20 protein-coding genes and 1 pseudogene are annotated in these 20,987 nt (G+C 66.0%); 1 reads left to right on the forward strand and 20 read right to left on the reverse strand.

Features of this window, described 5'->3' with window-relative positions; translation table 11 throughout:
• Window positions 1–4: 4 nt before the first annotated feature.
• The 4 genes from ACOCMM_RS00230 to ACOCMM_RS00245 are packed head-to-tail and all read right to left on the reverse strand — an operon-like array spanning window position 5 to window position 2,871.
• On the reverse strand, window positions 5–1,219 hold the full coding sequence (locus tag ACOCMM_RS00230) for an NADH-quinone oxidoreductase subunit D (RefSeq protein WP_419551214.1): 1,215 nt from the start codon (window positions 1,217–1,219) through the stop codon (window positions 5–7).
• Window positions 1,216–1,938 carry an NADH-quinone oxidoreductase subunit C gene (locus ACOCMM_RS00235; RefSeq protein ID WP_419551215.1) on the reverse strand — a complete coding sequence of 241 codons (723 nt, stop codon included), beginning with the start codon at window positions 1,936–1,938 and terminating at the stop codon, window positions 1,216–1,218. The genes ACOCMM_RS00230 and ACOCMM_RS00235 overlap by 4 nt, the downstream gene beginning before the upstream one ends.
• A 2-nt stretch (window positions 1,939–1,940) precedes the next feature.
• Window positions 1,941–2,492: an NADH-quinone oxidoreductase subunit B gene (locus tag ACOCMM_RS00240; RefSeq protein ID WP_419551216.1), complete on the reverse strand. Its 552-nt coding sequence runs from the start codon at window positions 2,490–2,492 to the stop codon at window positions 1,941–1,943.
• A gap of 13 nt (window positions 2,493–2,505) precedes the next feature.
• Complete coding sequence (locus ACOCMM_RS00245) at window positions 2,506–2,871, reverse strand: NADH-quinone oxidoreductase subunit A (protein WP_419551217.1); 366 nt, start codon at window positions 2,869–2,871, stop codon at window positions 2,506–2,508.
• A gap of 232 nt (window positions 2,872–3,103) precedes the next feature.
• On the opposite strand from ACOCMM_RS00245, the gene ACOCMM_RS00250 reads away from it, so the two are divergent.
• The gene (locus ACOCMM_RS00250; RefSeq protein ID WP_419551218.1) at window positions 3,104–3,769 is read left to right on the forward strand and encodes a recombinase family protein; all 666 of its coding nucleotides are present in this window, start codon (window positions 3,104–3,106) and stop codon (window positions 3,767–3,769) included.
• Window positions 3,770–4,232: 463 nt separating this feature from the next.
• Here ACOCMM_RS00250 and ACOCMM_RS00255 read toward each other — a convergent pair whose 3' ends face one another.
• The 16 genes and pseudogenes from ACOCMM_RS00255 to ACOCMM_RS00330 all read right to left on the reverse strand — a co-directional run bounded on the left by ACOCMM_RS00255 (window position 4,233) and on the right by ACOCMM_RS00330 (window position 20,935).
• Window positions 4,233–4,658: a type II toxin-antitoxin system VapC family toxin gene (locus ACOCMM_RS00255; RefSeq protein ID WP_419551219.1), complete on the reverse strand. Its 426-nt coding sequence runs from the start codon at window positions 4,656–4,658 to the stop codon at window positions 4,233–4,235.
• Window positions 4,655–4,912, reverse strand: a complete 258-nt coding sequence (locus ACOCMM_RS00260) for an antitoxin (RefSeq protein WP_419551220.1) — start codon at window positions 4,910–4,912, stop codon at window positions 4,655–4,657. Before ACOCMM_RS00260 ends, ACOCMM_RS00255 begins: the two co-directional genes overlap by 4 nt.
• 441 nt (window positions 4,913–5,353) lie before the next feature.
• Window positions 5,354–6,922, reverse strand: a complete 1,569-nt coding sequence (locus tag ACOCMM_RS00265; RefSeq protein WP_419551221.1) for an NADH-quinone oxidoreductase subunit N — start codon at window positions 6,920–6,922, stop codon at window positions 5,354–5,356.
• Window positions 6,922–8,568 (reverse strand): complex I subunit 4 family protein, encoded by a 1,647-nt coding sequence (locus tag ACOCMM_RS00270; protein WP_419551222.1) that lies wholly within the window; start codon window positions 8,566–8,568, stop codon window positions 6,922–6,924. The genes ACOCMM_RS00265 and ACOCMM_RS00270 overlap by 1 nt, the downstream gene beginning before the upstream one ends.
• The gene (gene nuoL / locus ACOCMM_RS00275) at window positions 8,565–10,466 is read right to left on the reverse strand and encodes an NADH-quinone oxidoreductase subunit L (RefSeq protein ID WP_419551223.1); all 1,902 of its coding nucleotides are present in this window, start codon (window positions 10,464–10,466) and stop codon (window positions 8,565–8,567) included. Before nuoL ends, ACOCMM_RS00270 begins: the two co-directional genes overlap by 4 nt.
• 4 nt (window positions 10,467–10,470) lie before the next feature.
• On the reverse strand, window positions 10,471–10,785 hold the full coding sequence (nuoK, locus tag ACOCMM_RS00280) for an NADH-quinone oxidoreductase subunit NuoK (RefSeq protein ID WP_419551224.1): 315 nt from the start codon (window positions 10,783–10,785) through the stop codon (window positions 10,471–10,473).
• A complete protein-coding gene (locus ACOCMM_RS00285; RefSeq protein ID WP_419551225.1) occupies window positions 10,782–11,390 on the reverse strand; it encodes an NADH-quinone oxidoreductase subunit J in 609 nt (202 codons plus the stop codon). Before ACOCMM_RS00285 ends, nuoK begins: the two co-directional genes overlap by 4 nt.
• A complete protein-coding gene (nuoI, locus tag ACOCMM_RS00290) occupies window positions 11,390–12,091 on the reverse strand; it encodes an NADH-quinone oxidoreductase subunit NuoI (protein ID WP_419551226.1) in 702 nt (233 codons plus the stop codon). Before nuoI ends, ACOCMM_RS00285 begins: the two co-directional genes overlap by 1 nt.
• Window positions 12,091–13,335 (reverse strand): NADH-quinone oxidoreductase subunit NuoH, encoded by a 1,245-nt coding sequence (gene nuoH / locus ACOCMM_RS00295; RefSeq protein WP_419551227.1) that lies wholly within the window; start codon window positions 13,333–13,335, stop codon window positions 12,091–12,093. The genes nuoI and nuoH overlap by 1 nt, the downstream gene beginning before the upstream one ends.
• Window positions 13,332–15,827 (reverse strand): NADH-quinone oxidoreductase subunit NuoG, encoded by a 2,496-nt coding sequence (gene nuoG / locus ACOCMM_RS00300; protein ID WP_419551228.1) that lies wholly within the window; start codon window positions 15,825–15,827, stop codon window positions 13,332–13,334. The genes nuoH and nuoG overlap by 4 nt, the downstream gene beginning before the upstream one ends.
• Window positions 15,820–17,256 carry an NADH-quinone oxidoreductase subunit NuoF gene (nuoF, locus tag ACOCMM_RS00305; protein WP_419551229.1) on the reverse strand — a complete coding sequence of 479 codons (1,437 nt, stop codon included), beginning with the start codon at window positions 17,254–17,256 and terminating at the stop codon, window positions 15,820–15,822. The genes nuoG and nuoF overlap by 8 nt, the downstream gene beginning before the upstream one ends.
• Window positions 17,256–17,894: an NADH-quinone oxidoreductase subunit NuoE gene (nuoE, locus tag ACOCMM_RS00310; protein ID WP_419551230.1), complete on the reverse strand. Its 639-nt coding sequence runs from the start codon at window positions 17,892–17,894 to the stop codon at window positions 17,256–17,258. The genes nuoF and nuoE overlap by 1 nt, the downstream gene beginning before the upstream one ends.
• A gap of 65 nt (window positions 17,895–17,959) precedes the next feature.
• The gene (locus ACOCMM_RS00315) at window positions 17,960–19,273 is read right to left on the reverse strand and encodes an NADH-quinone oxidoreductase subunit D (protein ID WP_419551231.1); all 1,314 of its coding nucleotides are present in this window, start codon (window positions 19,271–19,273) and stop codon (window positions 17,960–17,962) included.
• Window positions 19,270–19,800, reverse strand: a complete 531-nt coding sequence (locus ACOCMM_RS00320; RefSeq protein WP_419551232.1) for an NADH-quinone oxidoreductase subunit C — start codon at window positions 19,798–19,800, stop codon at window positions 19,270–19,272. The genes ACOCMM_RS00315 and ACOCMM_RS00320 overlap by 4 nt, the downstream gene beginning before the upstream one ends.
• Window positions 19,801–19,921: 121 nt before the next feature.
• Window positions 19,922–20,420, reverse strand: a pseudogene (locus ACOCMM_RS00325) (NADH-quinone oxidoreductase subunit B); the annotation flags it as partial.
• Complete coding sequence (locus ACOCMM_RS00330) at window positions 20,420–20,935, reverse strand: NADH-quinone oxidoreductase subunit A (RefSeq protein ID WP_419551233.1); 516 nt, start codon at window positions 20,933–20,935, stop codon at window positions 20,420–20,422. The gene ACOCMM_RS00330 and the pseudogene ACOCMM_RS00325, both read right to left, overlap by 1 nt.
• Between the last annotated feature and the right edge of the window lie 52 nt (window positions 20,936–20,987).

The following is a 20,987-nucleotide window of genomic DNA, read 5'->3' on the forward strand; positions in this document are numbered from 1 at the left end:
GCGCTCACCGGTCGATGTCCCCGAGGATGAAGTACAGCGAGCCCAAGATGGTGATGATGTCGGGCACGTAGGTGCCCCGCATGACCCAGGGCACGATCGAGATGTTGCTGAAGCTGGGCGTGCGGATCTTCACCCGGAACGGCCCCAGGCCGCCCTTGGAGATCACGTAGTAGCCCATCTCGCCCAACGGGTTCTCGGTGGAGACATAGGCCTCGCCGGCTGGCACCTTGATGATGAGCGGCACCTTGGCCATGATCGGCCCCGACGGGATGGCGTCGAGCAGTTGGTCGACGATCTTGGTGGCCTCGCGGGTTTCCTGCATCCGCACCCAGTAGCGGGCGAACGAGTCACCGTCGGGGTGCGTCCACACCCGCCAGTCGATCTGATCCCAGGCAAGGCCCGGGTTGGCGTCGCGACGCAGGTCCCAGTCGACGCCGCTGGCTCGCAGGTTGGGGCCCGAGAGGCCATAGCCCAGAGCCACATCACTGGGGATCACGCCGACGCCTCGACAGCGAGTCTGGAAGATCTCGTTGCCCATGAGCAGGTCTTCCATTTCGTCACAGAAGCCGCGCATCTTGGCCATGACGGCATGGGTTTCGGCGATCCAGCCCCGTGGCAGGTCGTCCTTGAGGCCGCCGATGCGGTCGAAGTTGGGATGGAAGCGACCGCCGGTCACTTCTTCGATCTGGTTGAGCACCCGCTCGCGGTCGCGGAAGGCGAAGAACACCGGGGTGAGGGCGCCGATCTGCACACCCATGTCGCCGAGGAACAGCGACACATTCGCGATGCGGCTCAGCTCGAACAGGATGGTTCGGATCCACTGCGCACGCGGCGGGGCCTCGACGCCCATCAGCTGCTCCGCGGCCAGGATGAACGGCACCTCGTTCGCGAAGCTGCCCAACCAGTCGATGCGGTTGATCAGCGTGGTGCACTGCGGGTAGGTACGGACCTCGCAGAGCTTCTCGTAGCCTCGGTGCATGTAGCCCATCAACGGCTCGGCTGCGATGACCTGCTCGCCGTCGAGCCGGCAGGCGATGCGCAGCGTCCCGTGGGTGGCGGGGTGCTGCGGTCCGATGTTCAGCGTCATGTCGCCCGTGTCGAGTTCGACGTTGACACGAGCATCGGCAGCCTGCCCTGCCACGTAGGCCTGCTGTTCGCGCAGCGCGGCGGCTCCGGATGCGAACCTGCGAGCACCATCGGACGCAGTTGCGGGGCTCATGCGCCCGCTCCCGACGCCTCAAAGGAGGCCATCACCTCGGCCTCGAGTTGGGCTTCGAGCTCCGGCGGGATCTCTTCGATGTCGACCACACCGGGCCACGGCTTGACCGCACGCGCCAGCAGGGGGAAGTCCTTGCGGAGCGGATGACCCTCGAACTCGCTCGGCAGGTAGATGTGTTCCAGGTTCGGATGACCCTCGAAGCGGATGCCGAACATCTCGTGGGCTTCGCGCTCGTGCCAGTCAGCACCGGCAAACACGTCGATGATCGACGGCACTGATGCCGGGGCACCGTCGACATCAGTCACGTCGGCCTTGAGGATGACGGCGGCGTGTCGTGCCGGGGCGTGCAGATGTGCAAGCAGCTGGAAGCGTGTGTCGCCGCCGCCCAAGCGCACGGTGTCGGAGGCGGTGGCGCTCGTGGTCTCTTCTTCGTCCTGGCCGACACCAGCGCCGTCGAACTCGGTGTCCTCGTAGCGGCCTTCAGGCGCATCCGTCCAGTCGATGGCCGACAGGAAGCCGAAATAGACGAAGCCGGCGTCGCGCAGCGCAGTCATCGCAGTGCGCCAGTGCTCGATCTCGAGGCGCAGCCAGAGGTTCTGGCCCGCTTCGATGTGGGTTTCGACCAAGGCGTCACCCAGCAGCTCTGCCAGCTCCGCAGCTAGGGCTTCGCGGGCCTCGTCGCCAGGCGTTTCGGTGCCGTCGTCGGTGTCGTCCGCCATGGCTACGCCGGCACCCGAGCGGGGTTGGCCTGCAACGCCGGCGCTGGTGCCGAGGGCGGCACCACGATGGGCTCACCTCGCCAGCGTTCTTGAATGTCCTCGCGCTGGATGCGCTCCTGCAGCAGCACGATGCCCTCAAGCAGTGCCTCGGGCCGGGGTGGGCAGCCGGGCACGTACACGTCGACGGGGATGATCTGATCGACGCCCTTCGTGACCGAGTAGCTGTCCCAGTACGGACCGCCGCAGTTCGCACACGAGCCCATCGAGATCACGTACTTGGGCTCGGGCATCTGCTCATACAGGCGTCGGATGACCGGTGCCATCTTGTCGGTGACCGTGCCCGAGATCACCACCAGATCGGCCTGGCGGGGGCTGGCGGGGAACGGGATGACGCCCAGGCGCATGACGTCGTAGCGGGGCGAGCCGAACGCGGCGCCCATCTCGATGGCGCAGCAAGCCAAGCCCCACTGGTACACCCACAGCGAGCGGGCCCGGCCGAAGTTCAGCAGCCAGGTGAGCGGCTTGGGCAGTTTGACCTTGTCGACCAGTGCCATTACGCGCTCCCGCTCACACCCAGCGCAAGACGCCTTTGCGCCATGCGTAGAACAGGCCAAGGACCAGGATGAAGATGAAGATCGCCATCTCGACCAGGCCGAACAGGGCGTAGACGTCGAGCCGCATCGCCCAGGGGAAAATGAACACGGCCTCCACGTCGAACAAGACGAAGAGAACCGCGAAGACGTAGTAGCGGATCTGGCTTTGAGTCCAGTCGCTGCCGACCGGGTCGACGCCGCTCTCATACGCGATCAGCTTCTGAGGTGTCGGTCGTTGCGGCCGCAGGATCCGGGCGACGCCGAACATTGCCCCGGCCATCAGGACTGCCGCTGCGCCGAAGATTGCGACAGTCAGATAACTCCGCAAGAGATCGGACACGGACCGCAACGCTAGCGACTGCGGGACCGCCTGCGCCGAATCAACGACCTCGTTGTCGAGCGCAGGTCAGACGGCTGAGCGCGAGGGGTTTCGCGGCAGTTGCGAGGCACTGGTTCCGACCACGGCGAGACACCCAAATGCCTCCGTAGGGCCACACACGTCCCTGCTCCGACCTGTCGCTTGCGAACATTCATTCTTAAATCACTCGTTCGCATCCACTACGTTGCGCTGTGTGAATGAACGAATGTATGCAAAAGAAGCAAGACGGATCATCTCCTACGCCCGCGTGTCCACGGGCGTCCAAGCAGCCTCCGGGCTCAGCATCGCCGCCCAGCACGGAGCGGTGACCGACGCGTCAGCCGCTCGAGGATGGCAGGTGGTCGCGTGCGTCACCGACGAAGCAGTGTCGGGATCCGTGCCCGTCGGCGAACGCCCTGGGCTGAGTACCGCGCTCGCGCAGCTCGAACGAGGCGACGCCGATGCGCTTATCGCTACGCCCATCGACCGCCTCGCCCGCGACACACTGGAGACGCTCCTGCTGTTCGACCGCGCAGAGCGATCCGGTTGGGAGATCCTCACTCTCGACGCTCCCGACGGCGTTAGAACACACAACGGGCGCCTGCTGGTGGAAGTGCTTGCGATGATCGCAACTCACGAAGCCGGCATGGCTCGGGCCCACACCAAGTTGCGCCGCATCGTGTGCTTCTATCGCTTGGCCCCAGCGTTGCTCAGCGTCGGCTTGTGCCCACGCCGCGGACTCACACCCGGCCGATCCTCCATCGACGAGCGCACAGCTGCTGACCAGAAGACCCATCATGGCCGCGTAACCGTCGCATCGACGGTTGCGCGGCCCGACGCACTGCGCGACGCGCACGTCGTGGCAACTTGCGTGACTTAATCTTCGTGCGTGGCTTGATCCTTCCGTCGCGCCCGATGCGTCGCCCGTCTCGAGTGATCCTGTGCCGGCCGGCCGGGGGAAAGATGCGTCGCAACTCCTCAGCTGCCCCGCTCCACTCGCCAAAATCGCGACGCGCAGACTTCAACCGTCGAATGGTCTCTACTTCTGACATTGGAACTCAGCCCGGCGTCAGACAGCTGAAGCGCGGTCGCCGGGGTTGACCCGCGGGAAGTTTCCCGCAGCAACAGCCCGGCAATCCGCGGCAGCACGCGCCTCGGCATGCGTTGGCACACCCCGGCGCCGAAACAGGCCATGCTGCCGCGCCAGCTTGTACAGCCACAGCGCGGCAGCAGCGGTCGCCAAGAGCGCGACAGCGACCAGCAGTCGATTTATCACGCTCCAATTTGACAACGAGCCGAGTGCGCCTAGCCAAAGGCATGCATCTTTCAGAGATCCGGGGCCGTCAGAGCGGGTTGCGCCAACGCAGGCCTGCGAATCGAGCGAAGTCGGTGTCGTTGGAATGCACCTCGGCTTGGTGCTCGATGGCCAGCGCTGCGATGTGCGCGTCGGTGACGAGGTTCGCCCCGACACCAGCATCAGCCAGCAAGCGCCCGAAGATCTCCAGGTGCTGCGCACCAGGGTTCAGAGCTGTGACTGCCGGGGAATGGAACCATTCACGCACGAGATCCACGGCTGCACGAGGTGGGGCCGGGTCGGCCAGGACGCTCGGGTGCGTGAGCAGGCGCACGAAACCCGCCACCACGACCCATGGAACGCCGATGCGCTCGGTGCCGTTGACGAGGTCCTCCCACCACCGCCGAGCCGGCTCATGCGACGGCATTCCATCAGCATGCGCGTAGACGAGCAGATTCAGATCGGGGACGATCACCCGCCCGTCTCGCCCAATGATGCCGCTGCGTCAATCTCGTCGTTGAGCTGGTTCAGCCGGAGCGGATCGACTCCGGCACGCAACGCGCTGCGATGCGGCTTGACCCGGTAGACGGGCCGTTCAACCGACGCTGCCGGCCCCAAGCCGCGCCGCAAGGCCTCATTCACCACCCGCTTGAACGGCTGGTCCAGCAACCGCGCCCGTTCCCGCACGGCATCGGCAACGTCATCGTCAAGCGTCAACGTCGTCCTCATGTGAGACATCATGATGTCTCATTTACTTGATGTCAAGATGTTTCGCTATCAACGGCCGAACGCGTCTCGCCGCGGGTCATGGTGCGCACCGTCGCCGCTGCATCGCCCGGCCGCCGCTTGCGCGCCCATAGGCGCCAACCGATCAGCGTGACGATGGTATTCGTTGCGACAGCTGTGTCGAGGCTCCTCAGGGCTCCCGTTGACGGCGACGCCATCTACTTCGGTCCATCCGAAGAAGCAGTGCTCCAGCGGATGAGCCCCGGCAGGACTCGCTTCGATCAGGACCGGGTGAGCGGCACCGCGACTAGCGCCAGCACCGCGACGACGGTGATGCGCTGTGTAGCCACACCCAGGGCCGGTTTGTCCCGCGATGGCACCCATCGGCTGGTTTCTCTGTCGTTGGGGGCTTGGCTCCGCACCTCAACTCGGAACATCGACTGGTTACGGGATGATCGACAGGACGGCATCGCTGCTCCACTCAAGGAGCGTCTGGGGAAGGACGCCGACAACCAAGGTGACTGCAACAGCAAGCGTGATGGCCAACACAGAGGTGAGGGGCAGGCCTCCCCAGCGCGGTCGGCTGGCCCGGGCGGCGGGAATGCTGTCGCCGTCATCAACCGGTCCCTCAGGGGCGTACATGGTCAGCACGACGCGCAGGTAGGCGAAGGCGCCCACAACGGCAGTGACCATGGCAACCGCAGCCAGGATGTAGCCACGAGCGCCGATCGCTGCGCGGATGACCTCGAACTTCGCCACGAAGCCCGCAGTCAGCGGCACACCTGCCTGTGCCAGCAGCAGCACCGCAAAGGCGAGCGCCAGAACGGGTCGGCGACGTGCCAGCCCGCTGTAGTGACTGAGGGAATGGGGGCTCGGGTCGGGTTCCAGTGATCGAGGTTCAGTACCGAACACCGACAGCACCGCGAAGCTGCCCATCGCCATGAACGAATAGGCGACCAGGTAGAAGACGGCCGACGAGACCCCATCTCCCGATTCGACTGCTGACAATCCGACGAGCACGAATCCGGCATGGCTGATGGAGCTGAACGCCAGCATGCGCTTGACGTCGGTCTGGCAGATGGCCATGACCGCGCCTACTGCCAGGGTGGCGAACGCCAAACCGACGAGGATCGGGGTCCAGGCGACGCTCTGCTCCCCGACAGCCACGTACAGCACGCGCGCCATCGCGGCAAAGCCCGCTGCCTTGGCGATCGATGCCAGGTAGCCGGTCACGGGGCTGGGCGCACCCTCGTACACGTCGGGTGCCCAGAAGTGGAATGGGACAGCGGCCACCTTGAACCCCAAGCCGACGAGCAGCAGCGCGATACCGGCGAGCAGCAGGTAGTCGTATTGCAGGCGGAGGTAGTCGGCGTCGTACCGAACCGAGTCGAAGAGGAAGTCGCCGATCCTGCTGAGGTTTGTGCTGCCCGTGGAGCCGTAGACCAGCGCGATGCCGTAGAGGAAGAACGCCGAGCTGAACGCCCCCAGCACGAAGTACTTCATCGCTGACTCGCGTGCCGAGGCTCGCCGGCCTGCCAGCGCGATCAGTACGTACAGGGCAATCGACAGGGATTCGAGGCCGAGGAACAGCACGATGAGGTCGTTCGCGCCAGCCATGACGACGGCACCGGCTGCAGACGCCAGCAGCAGCGCTGCGAACTCGGGAGGCGACATGGCGTACCGGTCGAGCGCGGAATGGGCGATGAGCGCCGTCATGACCACGCCCGCGCCGACCAGCACCGTGAGCAGGAGGCTGAAGCCGTCGCTTACGAATGCGCCTGCCAGCGTGAGTCGAGGCGTGGACCCCCACAGGCTCCACTGGATGGCTGCCACGATGGCCGCGGCCGCGCCGGTTGAGATCGAGATGACCGTGGATACCCATCCAGGCAACGCCCGGGTTGTCAGCGAGGACGCCAGCAGCAGTCCCAGCGCGGCGCCGACGAGGATGATCTGCGGGACGAGCACCCACCAGTCGACCGCCGGAGCGACGAACGGCCCTTCGAGCGACGTCATCAGTGACGGTCCTCGTCGTGGGGAGCATCGGAATGGGGAGCATCAGAGTGCTCACTTGAAGCAGGAACCTCGACCGGGTCATTGGGCGCGGGCAGGTCGAAGCCGCTGTGCTCGGCGAAGTGCTCGAGCAGGTTGTCGGACGCGGGCTCGACGGCGTTGAGCAGCGGCTTTGGATACACGCCGAGGGCAACCACGGCAATGACAAACGGTGCCAGCGTGAGCAACTCGCCCCGGCGCAAATCGGCGGTCTGGCGGTCGGCCGCGGTGGGCGGGCCGTGGAACACACGCTGGTACGCCCACAGCAGGTACAGCGCCGCGAGGATCACCCCGGTGGCAGCGATGATCGTCCACCAGCGCCGCGTCTCGAACGAACCGATCAAAATCAAAAACTCGCCGACGAAACCGTTCAGGCCCGGCACGCCGACCGACGACAGCATCATCAGCGTGAACACACCGGCATAGACCGGCGCCGCCGACTGGATGCCCGCCAGCTCGTCGATCTGGCGGGTGTGGCGCCGCTCGTACAGCATCCCGACCAGCAGGAACAAGGCACCGGTGCTGATGCCGTGGTTCACCATCTGGATCACCCCGCCGCCGACGGCCTGGGCAGTGAAGGCGAAGATGCCCAGCACGATGAAGCCCATGTGCGCCACCGAGGAATACGCCACGAGCCGCTTGAGGTCGCGCTGCATGGCAGCCGTGATCGCACCCCAGATGACACCCACTACGCCCACGGTGACCAGCACGGGCGCAGCCCAGTCGGCAGCCTCCGGGAACAGGTACAGGCCAAATCGCAGCAGGCCGTAGGTGCCCAGTTTCAGCAGCACGGCCGCCAGCACCACTGAACCCGCCGTGGGTGCTTCGGTGTGCGCATCGGGCAGCCAGGTGTGCAGCGGCACCACCGGCACCTTCACCAAGAAGGCGATCGCAAACGCCACGAAGCACAGGCGTGCGGTGTTGGTCGCCAGGTGCTGGCCTTCAGCCAGCGTCACGAGGTCGAAGGTGATGCCGCTGTCGGGTTTGCCGAGCACGGCGGTGGCCACGATCGCCACGAGCAACAGCGCCGAGCCAGACATCGTGTAGATGAAGAACTTCGTGGCGGCGTAGCGGCGTCCCTCGTAGCCCCAGCCGGCGATCAGCAGGTACATCGGCACCAGCACGACTTCGAACATCACGAAGAACAGGAACAGGTCGAGCGCCACGAACGCGCCGACCGAACCGGCCTGCAACAGCAGCATCCACGCCGTGTAGGGCTTGGGATTGTGATGCGGGTCTACCCCCGCCAGCACGATCGGCACGATCACGCTGGTCAGCACCACCAGCCACAACGAGATGCCGTCGACGCCGACCTTCCACGAAATGCCGAGCGCCGGGATCCACGACACCGTGCTTTCGAACTGGAACGCCGGATCGCCGTTGCTGAGCTGGGCGGCTGCGGCGCTCGTGTCGAACTGCCATGCCAGCGCCAACGCCAGCGCCCCGCCGATCGCAGCGAAGAGCGTGCCGATCGGGCGGGCGAGGTCGGGGCGGCTCCGCGGCAGCAGCGCCACCACCAGCGCACCCACGACCGGCACGAAGATCAGCGCGTTCAGCAGCGGGAAATCGCTGCCCGAACCCGAAGCGGCGAGCAGGCTGCTCATGCTCATGAGACGCCCCGCAACGCGAGCCAGACGACGAGGATGATCGCGCCGACCGCCACACCTGACGCGTAGTGCCGCAGGTAGCCCGACTGCAGCGGCCGAACGGCTTCGCCGATCATGCGAACCAGTCGCGCGACCCCGTTGACGGCACCGTCCACGAAACGCCGGTCAGCAGTGGCGGCTGCTTCGAATGCGGCAGTTCCGGACCCGCCCACGAAGTTGGAGATCGTGGCGTCGACGTAGAAGACGTTCTCGAGCAGAGCAGGTTCGAGCTGATCGGTCGGGATACGCGAGCGCAGCCACGCCAACACCGCAATGGCGACACCGATGAGTGCCACGACAATCGCAGTGCACGCCAAGAGCACCTTCGTGACAGGACCCGAGGTGAAGTGGAGCGGGTGAGCGAGGACCGGTTCCAGGAAGTGCTCAAGCACCAGCCAGTCGCCCACCAGCGGCAGGTTCACGACACCGCCGATGGCCGCCGCACCGGCCAGCACCACGAGCGGCAGCGTCATGGTGGCCGGCGACTCGTGCGGGTGGACGTCATCGTCCCAACGCTGGCCGCCGAAGAACACCAGGAAGGTCTGGCGGCTCATGTAGTAGGCGGTCAGCAGGGCGGTGACCAGGCCCACAATCCACAGCAGGGGCCCGATGTCGGGCTGCTCCCACGCGGCAAGCAGGATCTCGTCCTTCGACCAGAAGCCCGACAGCGGCGGCACACCGGCAATCGCCAGCCAGCCCACGATGAACGTGACCGCGGTGATGGGCATGGCTAACCGCAGGCCGCCCATGCGGCGCATGTCCTGCTCGTCTCCGAGGCCATGGATGACCGAGCCGGAGCCCAGAAACAGCAACCCCTTGAAGAACGCATGCGTGACCACGTGGAAGATCGCCGCCACGTACGCTCCCGAGCCGATCGCCAGGAACATATAGCCCAGCTGGCTGATGGTGGAGTACGCCAGCACCTTCTTGATGTCGTGCTGAGCCACGGCGGCCAGCGCAGCAAAGAGCGCTGTGGCCGCACCCACGATGGCGATGATGAGCAGTGCCGTATCGGTCAGCACCGGGTTGAGCCGCACCAGCAGGTACACGCCGGCGGTCACCATCGTGGCGGCATGCACCATCGCGGAGACCGGTGTGGGGCCTTCCATGGCATCGGGCAGCCAGACGTACAGCGGCAGCTGCGCCGACTTGCCCGCAGCGGCCAGCAAGAGCAGCAGCGACACCGCGGTTGCGGTTCCGGTGGCCAGCGATGGCGCGGCGGCCGCGAGCCCGGTGTAGGACACCGTGCCCAGCGTGGTCCACAGCAGGAACATGGCCACCATGAAGCCGAAGTCACCGATGCGATTGGTGACGAACGCCTTCTTGCCGGCGGTTGCAGCAGTAGGCCGCTCGTGCCAGAACGAGATCAGCAAGTACGAACAGGTGCCCACGCCTTCCCAGCCCAGGAAAGTGACCACGAGGTTCTCGCCCAGCACCAGCATGAGCATCGAGAACAGAAACAGGTTGAGGTACAGGAAGAATTTGGAGTACTTCGGGTCGCCCGCCATGTAGCCGACTGAGTAGAGGTGGATGAGCGTCCCGACGCCGGTCACGAACAGCGCCATCGTCATCGAGAGCGGGTCCACCAGCAGCGCTGCGTCTACCTCGAGACCTCCAATTGGCATCCACTCGAACAGCGTCGAGATGAACCAGCGCCCGCCGTGCCCACCGGCACCGCCCTCGGCCGCTGAATCGAGACCCAGCAGCCCGCCGAACGTGATGAGGGTAAGCACGAACGACCCAGCGCTAGCTGCAGTGGCCAGCCAGCCAGCCCGGGGCTCGCCCAGACGCGGGCCTGCCAGCAGGAGAATCGCGAACCCCGCGAGGGGCAGCGCGGGGATGAGCCAGACCACCGAGACCATTGCCTCAGCCCCTCAAAGCCGACAGATCGTCCGCCGTCGCGCGGGGCGAGGCTCGTAGCACCGCCACCACCAAGCCGAGACCCACGACGACTTCGGCGGCTGCGACGACCAAGACGAACAGCACCACCGTGTGCCCATGCACATCGCCGAAACGATCGGCGAAGGCAATGAAGCTGAGGTTGACACCGTTCAGCATCAGCTCGACGCACATGAGCATGATCAGCGGGTTGCGCCTCAGCAGCAGCCCGGTGCCGCCGATGAGGAACAACATCGCACCGAGCGTCAAGTACCAGCCGGTCGTTACCTCGAGGCCGCTCATCGACGAGCCTCCTGCGGTGTCGGGTCACTCTGCGCGCTGTGCGCATCGCCGTATCCGCTGCGCCGGGCCAGGATCACCGTGCCGATGACCGCCACGATGAGCAGCAGTGACGTCAGCTCGAACGCGTACACGTACTCCGAGAACAGCGACCGGGCGATGGCGCCGACGTCGGTGAGGTAGCTCGTGGCGGCGGGCTCAACCTCGTTGCCGAGAACACCCGCTTTCTCGAGTTCATAGGAATGAGCACCCATGAACAGACGGTCGACAGCCGCAACCAGCCAGACCAGCACAGCGGCGCCGCCGATGCCGAACGCAGCTGCAGTCCAGCGCTGCGCCGGCAGCGCCCCCAGTGACAGCTCGGCCGCTCGATCGACGCCGAGCAGCATGATGACGAACAGGAAGAGCACGACGATGGCGCCCGCGTAGACGATGACCTGCACAGCCGCGATGAAGTGCGCCTGCTGCGCGACGAACAACACAGCTATTCCGAACAGCGTCATCACGAGCATGAGCGCCGCATGCACCGGATTGCGCGACAGCACCACGCCGAGCGCGCCGATGAGGCATGCGGCACCAGCCACCGCGAACACGACCACTTCAACCATCAGTGGTGGCCCCCCGTTGCATGGCTGCCGCTGTGACTGTCGGTGTCGGAGGGTTCGTCGATGTCGGAGGACCCGTCGTCTTCAGGAGTCTCATCGTCATCGGCGACGTCGTAGTCGGCGTGCTGGCCTTGCTCGGGCGCTCTCACGCCGTATCCCAGCTCACTGCTCCACCCAACGCGCCCCTCGTACTCCGGCTGGCCTGAGGGCGACGTAGCCCGCATCCAGCCCGAGGTGTGCTCGTCGTCGCCTTCGTGCCACAGTTCCCACGGCTGGCGCCGGGGCCGACCGTCGTCGTCGGTGAGCAGTTCGTCTCTTGTGTAGATGGCGTCGCGCCGGGTGGGGAAGCTGAACTCGAAGACCTTTGTCTCGGTGATCGCTTCGGTCGGGCACGCTTCCACGCACAGGTCGCAGTGGATGCAGCGCAGGTAGTTGATCTCGTAGACGTAGCCGAAGCGCTCCCCCGGAGACACCGGGTCGTCAGGCGGGTTGTCCGCCCCACGGACGTAGATGCAACGAGCCGGACACACCCCGGCGCACAACTCGCACCCGATGCACTTCTCCATGCCGTCCGGGTACCGATTGAGCACATGACGCCCGTGGAAGCGCGGCGGTTTCGGTCGCTTCTCGTGCGGGTACTCGGTGGTGACCCGTTCATCGAAGAGCTTGGCGAACGTAACCCTGAAGCCGTCGAGGTAGCCCATCAGCGTCCCTCTCTCGAGCTGAGGCGGGGTGGCGGTTCGTCTGTGACGTCGCCGACATTTCGCTTGGCGGCCCGCAGCGCCGCCGACAGCAGCGCCCATCCGATCGCGAATCCGATCGCACTTGCGATCAATGTCCAAATCTGGCTCCAGCCCTCCTCGTTGGCCAGCTGTCGCAGACCCAGGAACATCAGCCAGAACAGCATCACGGGGATGAGCACTTTCCAGCCCAGCGACATCAATTGGTCGTAACGCAGCCTCGGCAGCGTGGCTCGGAACCAGACGAACATGAACAGGAACGCCAGCACCTTGACCAAGAACCACACTGTCGGCCACAGCCAGGTCCAGCCGAAAAAGACGGGTCCGGCCGGTCCGCCGAAGAACAGCGTCACCATGATCGCCGACATCGTGATGACGTTCATGAACTCGGCAAGGAAGAACAGGGCGAAGCGGATCGACGAGTACTCGGTGTGGAATCCGCCGACCAGCTCCTGCTCGGCTTCGACCAAATCAAACGGCGGGCGGTTCAGCTCTGCAGTTGCAGCAATCAGGAACACCACGAACGGCACGATGCCGCTGGAGATCACGAACCAGGTGTTCACACCACCGGCTTGTTTCGCCACGATTCCCTGGGTGGAGAGCGTCCCTGCGCCGATCACCACCGCCACTACCGCCATGCCCAACGCCGCCTCGTAGGAGATGGCTTGCGCCGACGCGCGAACTGAGCCGATGAGCGGGTACTTAGATCCCGACGACCAGCCCGCCAGCATCACGCCGTACACGGCCACCGAGGACATGGCCAACAGCAGCAAGATGCCGACCGGCGGGTCGGCCACCTGCAGAATGGTCTCCTTGCCGAAGAGCGTGACCGTGCCCGTGCGGGGCGCACCTGCTGCGGACCCGGTGTCGGTGAACACGCCGCCGACCGGCACGATCGCGAATGCGACGAACGCAGTAACCGCTGAGATGTAGGGCGCCAGCCGGAAGACAAGCGGGTCTGCGTTGGCCGGGCGGAGATCTTCCTTGAAGAAGAACTTGACACCGTCGGCGAAGGCCTGCAGCAGGCCCCACGGTCCGGCCACATTGGGACCGATGCGGTGCTGCATGTCCGAGATCAGCTTGCGCTCGAACCAGATCATGAACATGGTGGCGACCAGCAGGGCACCGAAGGCCACCAGGATCTTGACGCCCATGACGGCGATGTCGCCCCAGTCGACCCCGTCCGCGAACAGAGGGTCACCCGTCATCGCAAGGCCCCACCGCCCGCTCGGGTCTCGACCCGCACGTCGGTGACCGGAGCAGTCGCGTCGATCAGAGCGCCCACGTCGACATCAGACGAGGGGAACGCCAGCACGACGTTCCCACGAGCGACGCCGGAATCAGCCACGATCGGCAACCGCAGCGCACCGCGCTCAGAGTGAACTTCGACCTCAGTTCCCGAGTCGACGCCGACACGCTCCAGGTCGACCGGGTGCACGCGCAGGACCGTGTCGGCTTGCAGCGACGCCAACGCCGGCGTCTGATTGACGGCCACCCCTCCGTCGTAGAGCTTGCGACCGCACACCAACCGGAGGCCATATGCGTCTCGAGGTGGTGCGACGTGTTCAGCCGGGAACTCGGGCTCGAAAGCCGCTCCCGATGCAACCACGCCGTCAGCCCCAAGCTCAGCGCCGGTCGCTCCAGCGTGCGTGGCGCACAGGGCGGCAATCTCGGCGGTGACGTCCTCCGTGGACAAAAAGCCCAGGTCCCCCCCGCAGAGCACCGCCAGCTCGGCGGCGATCATCCAGTCGGGACGGGCCGAGCCGGGTGCAGTCACCAACTCGCCGACGGCCGAGACGCGTCCCTCCAGGTTGGTCGTAGTGCCTGACTTCTCTCCGAACACAGCGGCAGGCAGAACGATGTCGGCTTCTGCTACGGACTGGCTCACAAACGAATCCACCGCCACGACCGTGCCCGCGCCCGCCACGCCGAGGCGCGCCAGCATGCTGTCGGGGAAATCGGTCAGGGGGTCCGCGCCGAGCAGGAAGAGCACGTCGATCTCTCCTGAAGCGGCCGCCAAGAGGATCCCCGCTGCGTCGTACCCGCGTTCAGTGGGCAGCTCGCCCCACGCTGCCGTCAAAGTCGGCGACGGGCTAGTGCTCAGCGTGCGCCCCGGAAGCAGCCCTGGCGCCAGGCCCATGTCGAGCGCGCCACGAACGTTCCCGCGGCGTGCAGCAACGAGAAAGCGGGCGTGGGGGACGCGAGCACTGATGACCGAAGCCGCCTCGGCCGTTGCCTCGGCGGACTCCGCGACCGACGAACGGCCCAGCACCACCACGACCGATCCCGACGCCAGCTCGGCAGCCAACGGATCGTCGCCGTCGAGCAAGTCCCGCAGCACCGATGCGGCCTCGCCGCCGCGGCACTCCTCGCTCCGCGCTGCATTGCGGGTCAGACCGGTTTCGGTCGGAGCAATCTCGACCAGGCGAGTCGTGCCCGCTCGTGCTGCGCCGCGCAGCCGCAGGTGCAGCACCGGCAGCTCCTCGCGAAGGTCGCCGCACACCAGCAGCGTGGTGTCAGCGCTGCATGCGTCGTCGATCGTCGCGCCCGGCAGGCCGACGACAAGCTCCGCGGGCAAACCGTCGCCCAGCTGAGCGTCGAGGTGATCGGTTCGCAGCACCGTGCGTGCCAGCTTCGACCATGCGTACGCGTCTTCGTTGGTGCCGCGGGCTCCGCCGAGAACGGCAATCGTTCCCGGTCGGGCGGCGGTCACGGCGGCGGCCACAGCGCCAAGGGCGCTCGCCCAGTCGGTCGGCTGAAAGCGACGCAGCGGCTCAGCATCGGCGAGTTCGGAAGTACCGGCAGCCGATGGCGCACGGGCAGCCAGCGGCGTCGTCACCCGATCGGGGCTTGCGACCGAGCCGTAGCCGAACCTGCCCTTGTCGCACAGCCAGCCATGGTTCACCGGGTCGATGTCAACCCCCAGATAGCGCACCAGTTCATTTCGCGACGACTGGACCGCAATCCGGCAGCCGACTGCGCACGTCGTGCAGGTGGACTCGGTTTGGATCAGATCCCACGGCCGCGCCTTGAAGCGGTACGGCACTGCGGTCAGCGCGCCGACGGGACAGATCTGCACCGTGTTGCCCGAGAAGTACGACGAGAAGGGCTCGCCGGGGAACGTGAGCACTTGGGTCTCGTTGCCACGCTCGGTGAAATCGATGAGCGGGTCGCCAGCCACCTCGTCTGCGAATCGGGTGCAGCGGTCGCACAGGATGCAGCGCTCCCGGTCAAGGTGCACCAGGTCGGAGATAGGGATCGGCTTTTCGAAGTGCCGCTTTTCCTCGACGAAGCGGGACTCGCCCGGGCCGTAGGCCATGGTCTGGTCCTGCAACGGGCACTCGCCGCCCTTGTCGCAAACCGGACAGTCCAGCGGGTGGTTGATGAGCAGCAGCTCCAGCACGCCTTCTTGTGCCCGCTGCGTGCGCTCGCTGGTGGTGTCGACCACCATCTGCGGCGAGACCGAGACCACGCAGGAGGGTTGCAGCTGGGGCCCACGACCGGTGTCGATCTCGACGAGGCACATGCGGCACATGCCCACCGGGCTCATCCGCTCGTGGTAACAGAACCGCGGGATGTGCACCCCGGCGCGGTCCGCAGCCGCAATGACGAGTTCGCCCGGCCGCGCATCGACGGCGATGCCGTTGATCGTCACCTCGATCGTGCTCGGTGCCGCTTGGGCAGCAGTGGCGTCAGACACGGATGGCCACCTCCGAGACTGAGTTCGATTGCGGGCTGCCCGACAACTCAGCGTCGAGGTGGGCGTTCGGCGCCACCCGGGTCTCGAATTCCTCCGGGAACAGCGTCATCGCTGAGTGCACTGGTGCGAAGGCCGACGGGCCCACGAAACAGATGGTCGTCATCTGGTACGGGAACGGCTTCGGTTCGAGGCCGCGTTCAGGCACGGCAGCGTGCGGGAAATCGCCGGGGCAGATCGAGGCTCCGACCTCGAACAGCAGGTCGAGATCGCGCGGCGTGCCTGTGCCGTCGCAGACTCGCCGCAGCACCCGCTCCAACCAGGTCGCACCTTCCCGGCACGGCACGCACTTGCCGCATGACTCATGGGCATAGAACTTCGTCAGCGTGAGCGCCGCGGCACAGATGTCGGTGGTGTCGTCCATCACCATCACCGCTCCCGAACCCAGCATCGATCCCTGCGGACCCACTTCGGACGCCTCGAAGGGCAGGTCCAGCTGCGCGGGCGTGAACCACGGCGCGGAACCGCCGCCGGGCACAAAGGCTCTCAGTTCCCTGCCCGGGCGCAGACCGCCGCAGTAGTCGGGGCCATAGATGAGATCGCGGAACGTGGTGGTGCCGTTAGTGATCTCGTAGACGCCGGGGCGCTGGACGTGCCCGCTCACGGCCACCATCCGTGTGCCGGGCGAGGTGGGGGTGCCGATGGCGGTGAAAGCCGCCGCTCCATTGCGCAGGATCCACGGCAGGTTCGCGAGGGTTTCGACGTTGTTGACGATGGTGGGTTGGCCGTACAGCCCGATCGCGGCCGGGAAGTACGGGGGCTTCAGCCGCGGCATGCCCCGCTTGCCTTCGAGGCTCTCGATGAGGGCGGTTTCTTCGCCCACGACGTACGCACCGGCACCGGAGTGCAGCACGATGTCCACCGAGAAATCGGTGCCACAGATGTTGCGGCCCACCCAGCCGGCGTCGTAGGCCTCGTTGAGAGCCCGCGCGACACGTTCTTGTGCCAGCGCCATCTCGCCGCGGATGTACAGGAAGCACTGCGACAGCCCCACCGCGTAGCAGGCAATCAAGCAACCTTCGATGAGCTGGTGCGGATCGAGCTCCATGAGCAGGCGGTCCTTGTAGGTCCCTGGTTCGGACTCGTCGCCGTTCACGACGAGGTAGCGGGGCCACACGCCTGGCGGACAAAAGCCCCACTTCACCCCCGCAGGGAAGCCGGCACCACCACGGCCCAGCAAGGTCGCGTCGCGTACCTCGCTGTGGACATCGGCCGGCGCGCGCTCCAGCGCAGCACGCAAACCTTCGTAGCCGCCCGTGGCCAGGTAGCGCTCGAGCGTGTAGCTGTCGGGATGGTCGAAGCGCTCGGTGACGATGCGCGGCGAGTCGTTCGCCACGAATCCGGGTGCATGAGGAATCGTGTACGACGCCATCAGCCCGCTCCCCCGCCGGACGCTCCGTTTGCTGCTGAAGGCGCCAGCCATACGGGTGCTTCGTGGACTTCGTCTGGCGGCACGGCCCTGACCGCTCGCTCGGCCGGGATGCGCTGCCGAATGCGTGCGGTGACGCCGTGCGACGGGATCTCGTCATCGAGGGCACCCGACGCCAAGTCGTCGATCAGCTGATCGAACTGCGTCGCGTCGAACCGGTAGCGGTACCGGTAGTTCACCTGCAGGCATGGGGCCTCGGTGCAGGCGGCCTGGCATTCTGCGGAGGCCAGTGTGAACATGCCGTCGGGAGTGGTGCCGCCGATCCGCACGCCCAAGCGTTCCTCGGCGTGTTCCATGAGATCGGCAGCACCGGCGAGTGCACACGACATCGTGGCGCAGATGTTCACGAGGTACTTGCCGACCGGCTCACGCTTGAACATCTCGTAGAACGAGCAGGTGCCGAGCACCTCGGCCGGCGTGGTGTCGACGAGTTCAGCAATCTCGACCATTGCCTCTTCGGAGACCCAGCCGGCCTGTGCCTGCGCGACATGCAAGAGCGGGATCATCGCAGAGCGACGCTTCGGGTAGCGGCCGATGATCTCGCGCGCCAGCGTGCGATTCTCCTCACTAAAGAAACCCATTTACCGGTCGACCTCCCCACTTCCGTCGGACACCGAACCCTGCACAACGCGGCGGTCGCGAACCCTCACCGGTCGACCTCCCCCATGATCGGGTCGATTGAGGAGATGACGGCAATGGCGTCGGCGAGCAGGCCGCCGTACATGAGGTGCGGGAGGCTCTGCAGGTTGACGAACGAAGGGGCCCGGATGTGCACCCGCTGCGGCTTGGGCCCGCCGTCGGACACCAGGTAGCAGCCCAGCTCGCCGCGCGGCGACTCGACCGCCACATAGGTCTCTCCGGGCGGCACCTTGAAGCCCTCGGTAAAGAGCTTGAAGTGGTGGATCAGCGCTTCCATGGACTCGTCGATGCGAGCCCGAGGCGGCGGCGTGATCTTGCGGTCCTCGGTGCGGTAGGGACCCTTCGGCATCTTGTCGAGGCACTGCTCGACGATGCGCATCGACTCGCGGATCTCGTTCAGGCGGATCGAAAAGCGGTCGAACGTGTCGCCGTAGGCACCTACGACGACGTCGAACTCCACCTCGTCGTAGGCCAAGTACGGCATGGTGCGGCGCAGATCCCACGCCTCGCCGGTACTGCGCAGCAGCGGCCCCGTGGCCGACATGGCGATGGCCTCGTCGGCAGTGATGACGCCGACGCCTTGAGTGCGGTCTCGCCAGATCGGCTGGCCGGTCATCAACGTGTCGAACTCCAAGAGCCGTCCGGGCAGCACCGCCAAGATGTGCTCCACGTCGTCCTGCCAGCCGTCGGACAGGTCGGCCGCCACACCGCCAGGGCGGATGTAGTTGTGGTTCATCCGCAAGCCGGTGACGCTCTCGAAGAATCGAAGGATCTCCTCGCGCTCGCGCCAGCCATAGAGCATCATCCCGACTGCGCCGAGGTCCATGCCATTCGTCGCCAGGAACAGCAGGTGCGAGCTCATGCGGTTCAGCTCGCACATGAGCATGCGAATCCAAGTGGCTCGATCCGGGATCTCTGTTCCCAGCAGATCCTCGACCGCGAGGCAGAACACCAATTCGGAGAACAACGGCGAGGCGTAATCCATGCGGGTGACGTTCGTCGGCCCCTGCAGGTAGGTGAGATCCTCGGCGGTCTTCTCCATCCCTGTGTGCAGGTAGCCGATGATCGGCTTGGATCGCAGCACGGTCTCGCCCTGCAGCTCCATCGCGATGCGCAGCACACCGTGGGTGGACGGATGCTGCGGTCCCATGTTGATGAGCATCGGCTCATCGCCGCTCTGAGCAGCGATGGTCTCGTCATCGACATCGGCTGTGCTTGCCTGCGCCGATGAAACATCGGCAGCTGCCAACGCGGTCTCCTCGGAGATGCGCAGCACAGCATCTGCCGGCCGTCGGGTGGCGGTGGCCGTCGTGGCGCTCATCGACCTTCCACCGCCTTGAACTGCACTGGGATCGCGCCGATGGCGTAGTCCTTGCGCAGAGGGTGGCCATCCCAGTCCGGCGGCATGAGGATGCGGCTCGGATCAGGGTGGTCGCTGAAGCCGATGCCGAACAGGTCGGCGGCTTCTCGTTCGGGTGCCTCGGCACCGGGATACAGACCGACCACCGAGGGCACCTGCGGATCGTCCGCAGGCACTTGGGTGCGGACGCGCAATCGGCGCCGACCGCGAAGATCCAGCAGGTTCACCACCACTTCGAAGCGTTCCGGCTCGATGCCGGACGGCAAGGCTCGACTTCTATTCGTGAGCCCGTCGACGGCGCACACGTCGATGCACAGTTCGAAACCATCGGCGGCGGCCATTCCCACCACGTCGAGGTACTCGTCGCGGCTTGGGTACAGCACCTGCTGGCCGCGCTCGTCAGTGCACAGCACGCCGAACATCGTCGGCTGCTCAGCCGCTTCTGTGGGCAGCGCTGTGTCGTCGGCTTCTACGCCTTCGTCTGCCATCAGCGCGATACCACGGCGCTCGACTGTCCAACCCCATGCGCCTGCGCCGATTGCGGCACTCCATGTGCCGCCAGGGCCACTGCAGCTCCGCCACCGCGCTCGGCGCGTCGCTGGGTCAGCTCGCCGGTGCGAATCTTCTCGTGAAGGGCAAGGATGGCGTGCAGCAGCGTTTCAGGACCCGGCGGGCAGCCGGGCGCGTATATGTCGACCGGCACGACTTGGTCGACGCCCTGCACGATGGCATAGTTGTTGAACATCCCGCCGCTGGATGCGCACACTCCCATCGACAGCACCCACTTGGGCTCCATCATCTGGTCGTAGATCTGCCGCAGCACCGGTGCCATCTTCTGGCTGACGCGTCCAGCCACGATCATGAGGTCGGCTTGGCGGGGCGACGCTCGGAACGTTTCCATGCCGAAGCGAGCCAGGTCGTAGTGAGCCGTACCGGTCGCCATCATCTCGATCGCGCAGCACGCCAGCCCAAAGGTGGCGGGCATGAGGCTGCGGCGACGCGCCCACTTCACCAGTTCTTCCACCGGTGCGGTGAAGACGTTGTGCCCGAGTCCTGCCAGGCCGTCGTCGATGCCAAGTTTCGCCTTGAGGTCGTCGATGCCCGCCATCAGCCCGCTCCCGTCCCGCTGCCATGCTGCGGGGCGCCGCTCCATGCGGCGCCAGCCGGCACGTGCTCACGTCCCGTCAGCCCGACGGTGCGCACAGCGGTCACCCCGCTGCGGGTCGCGGCAGGCAGAGGAAGGACGCGGCGTTTGCGCGGGCCCCATTCCAGCCCGCCCATCGCCAGCTCGTAGACGAACGACAGGAAGAAGATCACGACGAAGATCAGCATCGCTACGAAGCCGAAGAGACCGAGACTGGCGTTCGCGACCGCCCACGGGTACAGAAAGACGATCTCGATGTCGAACATGATGAACAGCATCGCCACGAGGTAGAAGCGGACGGGAAATCGCTCCGGGATGGCGGCCTGGTCGACGATGCCGCACTCGTACGACGCGAGCTTGGCTTTGGTGCTGCGCTGCGGTGCCAGCAAGCGCGACGCAACGATGCTGAGCAGCACGAACAAGACAGCGAGCACGCCGAGCACCAACACCGGCAGGTATTCCGCCAAGCCGCTGTTCATGCCCCTGACCTCCTCAGCGTGTCGTCGATTCGATGCCGGTCCCAGTCTGGCC

The sequence above is a fragment of the Candidatus Poriferisodalis sp. genome (assembly GCF_965198245.1).
Taxonomy (GTDB): domain Bacteria; phylum Actinomycetota; class Acidimicrobiia; order Acidimicrobiales; family Poriferisodalaceae; genus Poriferisodalis.

Excerpts from the sequence above, each read along its gene's own strand:
- ACOCMM_RS00230 (WP_419551214.1), bottom strand. The coding sequence starts at position 1,219 with ATGAGCCCCGCAACTGCGTCCGATGGTGCTCGCAGGTTCGCATCCGGA.
- ACOCMM_RS00235 (WP_419551215.1), bottom strand. The coding sequence starts at position 1,938 with ATGGCGGACGACACCGACGACGGCACCGAAACGCCTGGCGACGAGGCC.
- ACOCMM_RS00240 (WP_419551216.1), bottom strand. The coding sequence starts at position 2,492 with ATGGCACTGGTCGACAAGGTCAAACTGCCCAAGCCGCTCACCTGGCTG.
- ACOCMM_RS00260 (WP_419551220.1), bottom strand. The coding sequence starts at position 4,912 with ATGAGGACGACGTTGACGCTTGACGATGACGTTGCCGATGCCGTGCGG.
- ACOCMM_RS00265 (WP_419551221.1), bottom strand. The coding sequence starts at position 6,922 with ATGACGTCGCTCGAAGGGCCGTTCGTCGCTCCGGCGGTCGACTGGTGG.
- ACOCMM_RS00270 (WP_419551222.1), bottom strand. The coding sequence starts at position 8,568 with ATGAGCATGAGCAGCCTGCTCGCCGCTTCGGGTTCGGGCAGCGATTTC.
- nuoL (WP_419551223.1), bottom strand. The coding sequence starts at position 10,466 with ATGGTCTCGGTGGTCTGGCTCATCCCCGCGCTGCCCCTCGCGGGGTTC.
- nuoK (WP_419551224.1), bottom strand. The coding sequence starts at position 10,785 with ATGAGCGGCCTCGAGGTAACGACCGGCTGGTACTTGACGCTCGGTGCG.
- ACOCMM_RS00285 (WP_419551225.1), bottom strand. The coding sequence starts at position 11,390 with ATGGTTGAAGTGGTCGTGTTCGCGGTGGCTGGTGCCGCATGCCTCATC.
- nuoI (WP_419551226.1), bottom strand. The coding sequence starts at position 12,091 with ATGGGCTACCTCGACGGCTTCAGGGTTACGTTCGCCAAGCTCTTCGAT.
- nuoH (WP_419551227.1), bottom strand. The coding sequence starts at position 13,335 with ATGACGGGTGACCCTCTGTTCGCGGACGGGGTCGACTGGGGCGACATC.
- nuoF (WP_419551229.1), bottom strand. The coding sequence starts at position 17,256 with ATGGCGTCGTACACGATTCCTCATGCACCCGGATTCGTGGCGAACGAC.
- nuoE (WP_419551230.1), bottom strand. The coding sequence starts at position 17,894 with ATGGGTTTCTTTAGTGAGGAGAATCGCACGCTGGCGCGCGAGATCATC.
- ACOCMM_RS00315 (WP_419551231.1), bottom strand. The coding sequence starts at position 19,273 with ATGAGCGCCACGACGGCCACCGCCACCCGACGGCCGGCAGATGCTGTG.
- ACOCMM_RS00320 (WP_419551232.1), bottom strand. The coding sequence starts at position 19,800 with ATGGCAGACGAAGGCGTAGAAGCCGACGACACAGCGCTGCCCACAGAA.
- ACOCMM_RS00330 (WP_419551233.1), bottom strand. The coding sequence starts at position 20,935 with ATGAACAGCGGCTTGGCGGAATACCTGCCGGTGTTGGTGCTCGGCGTG.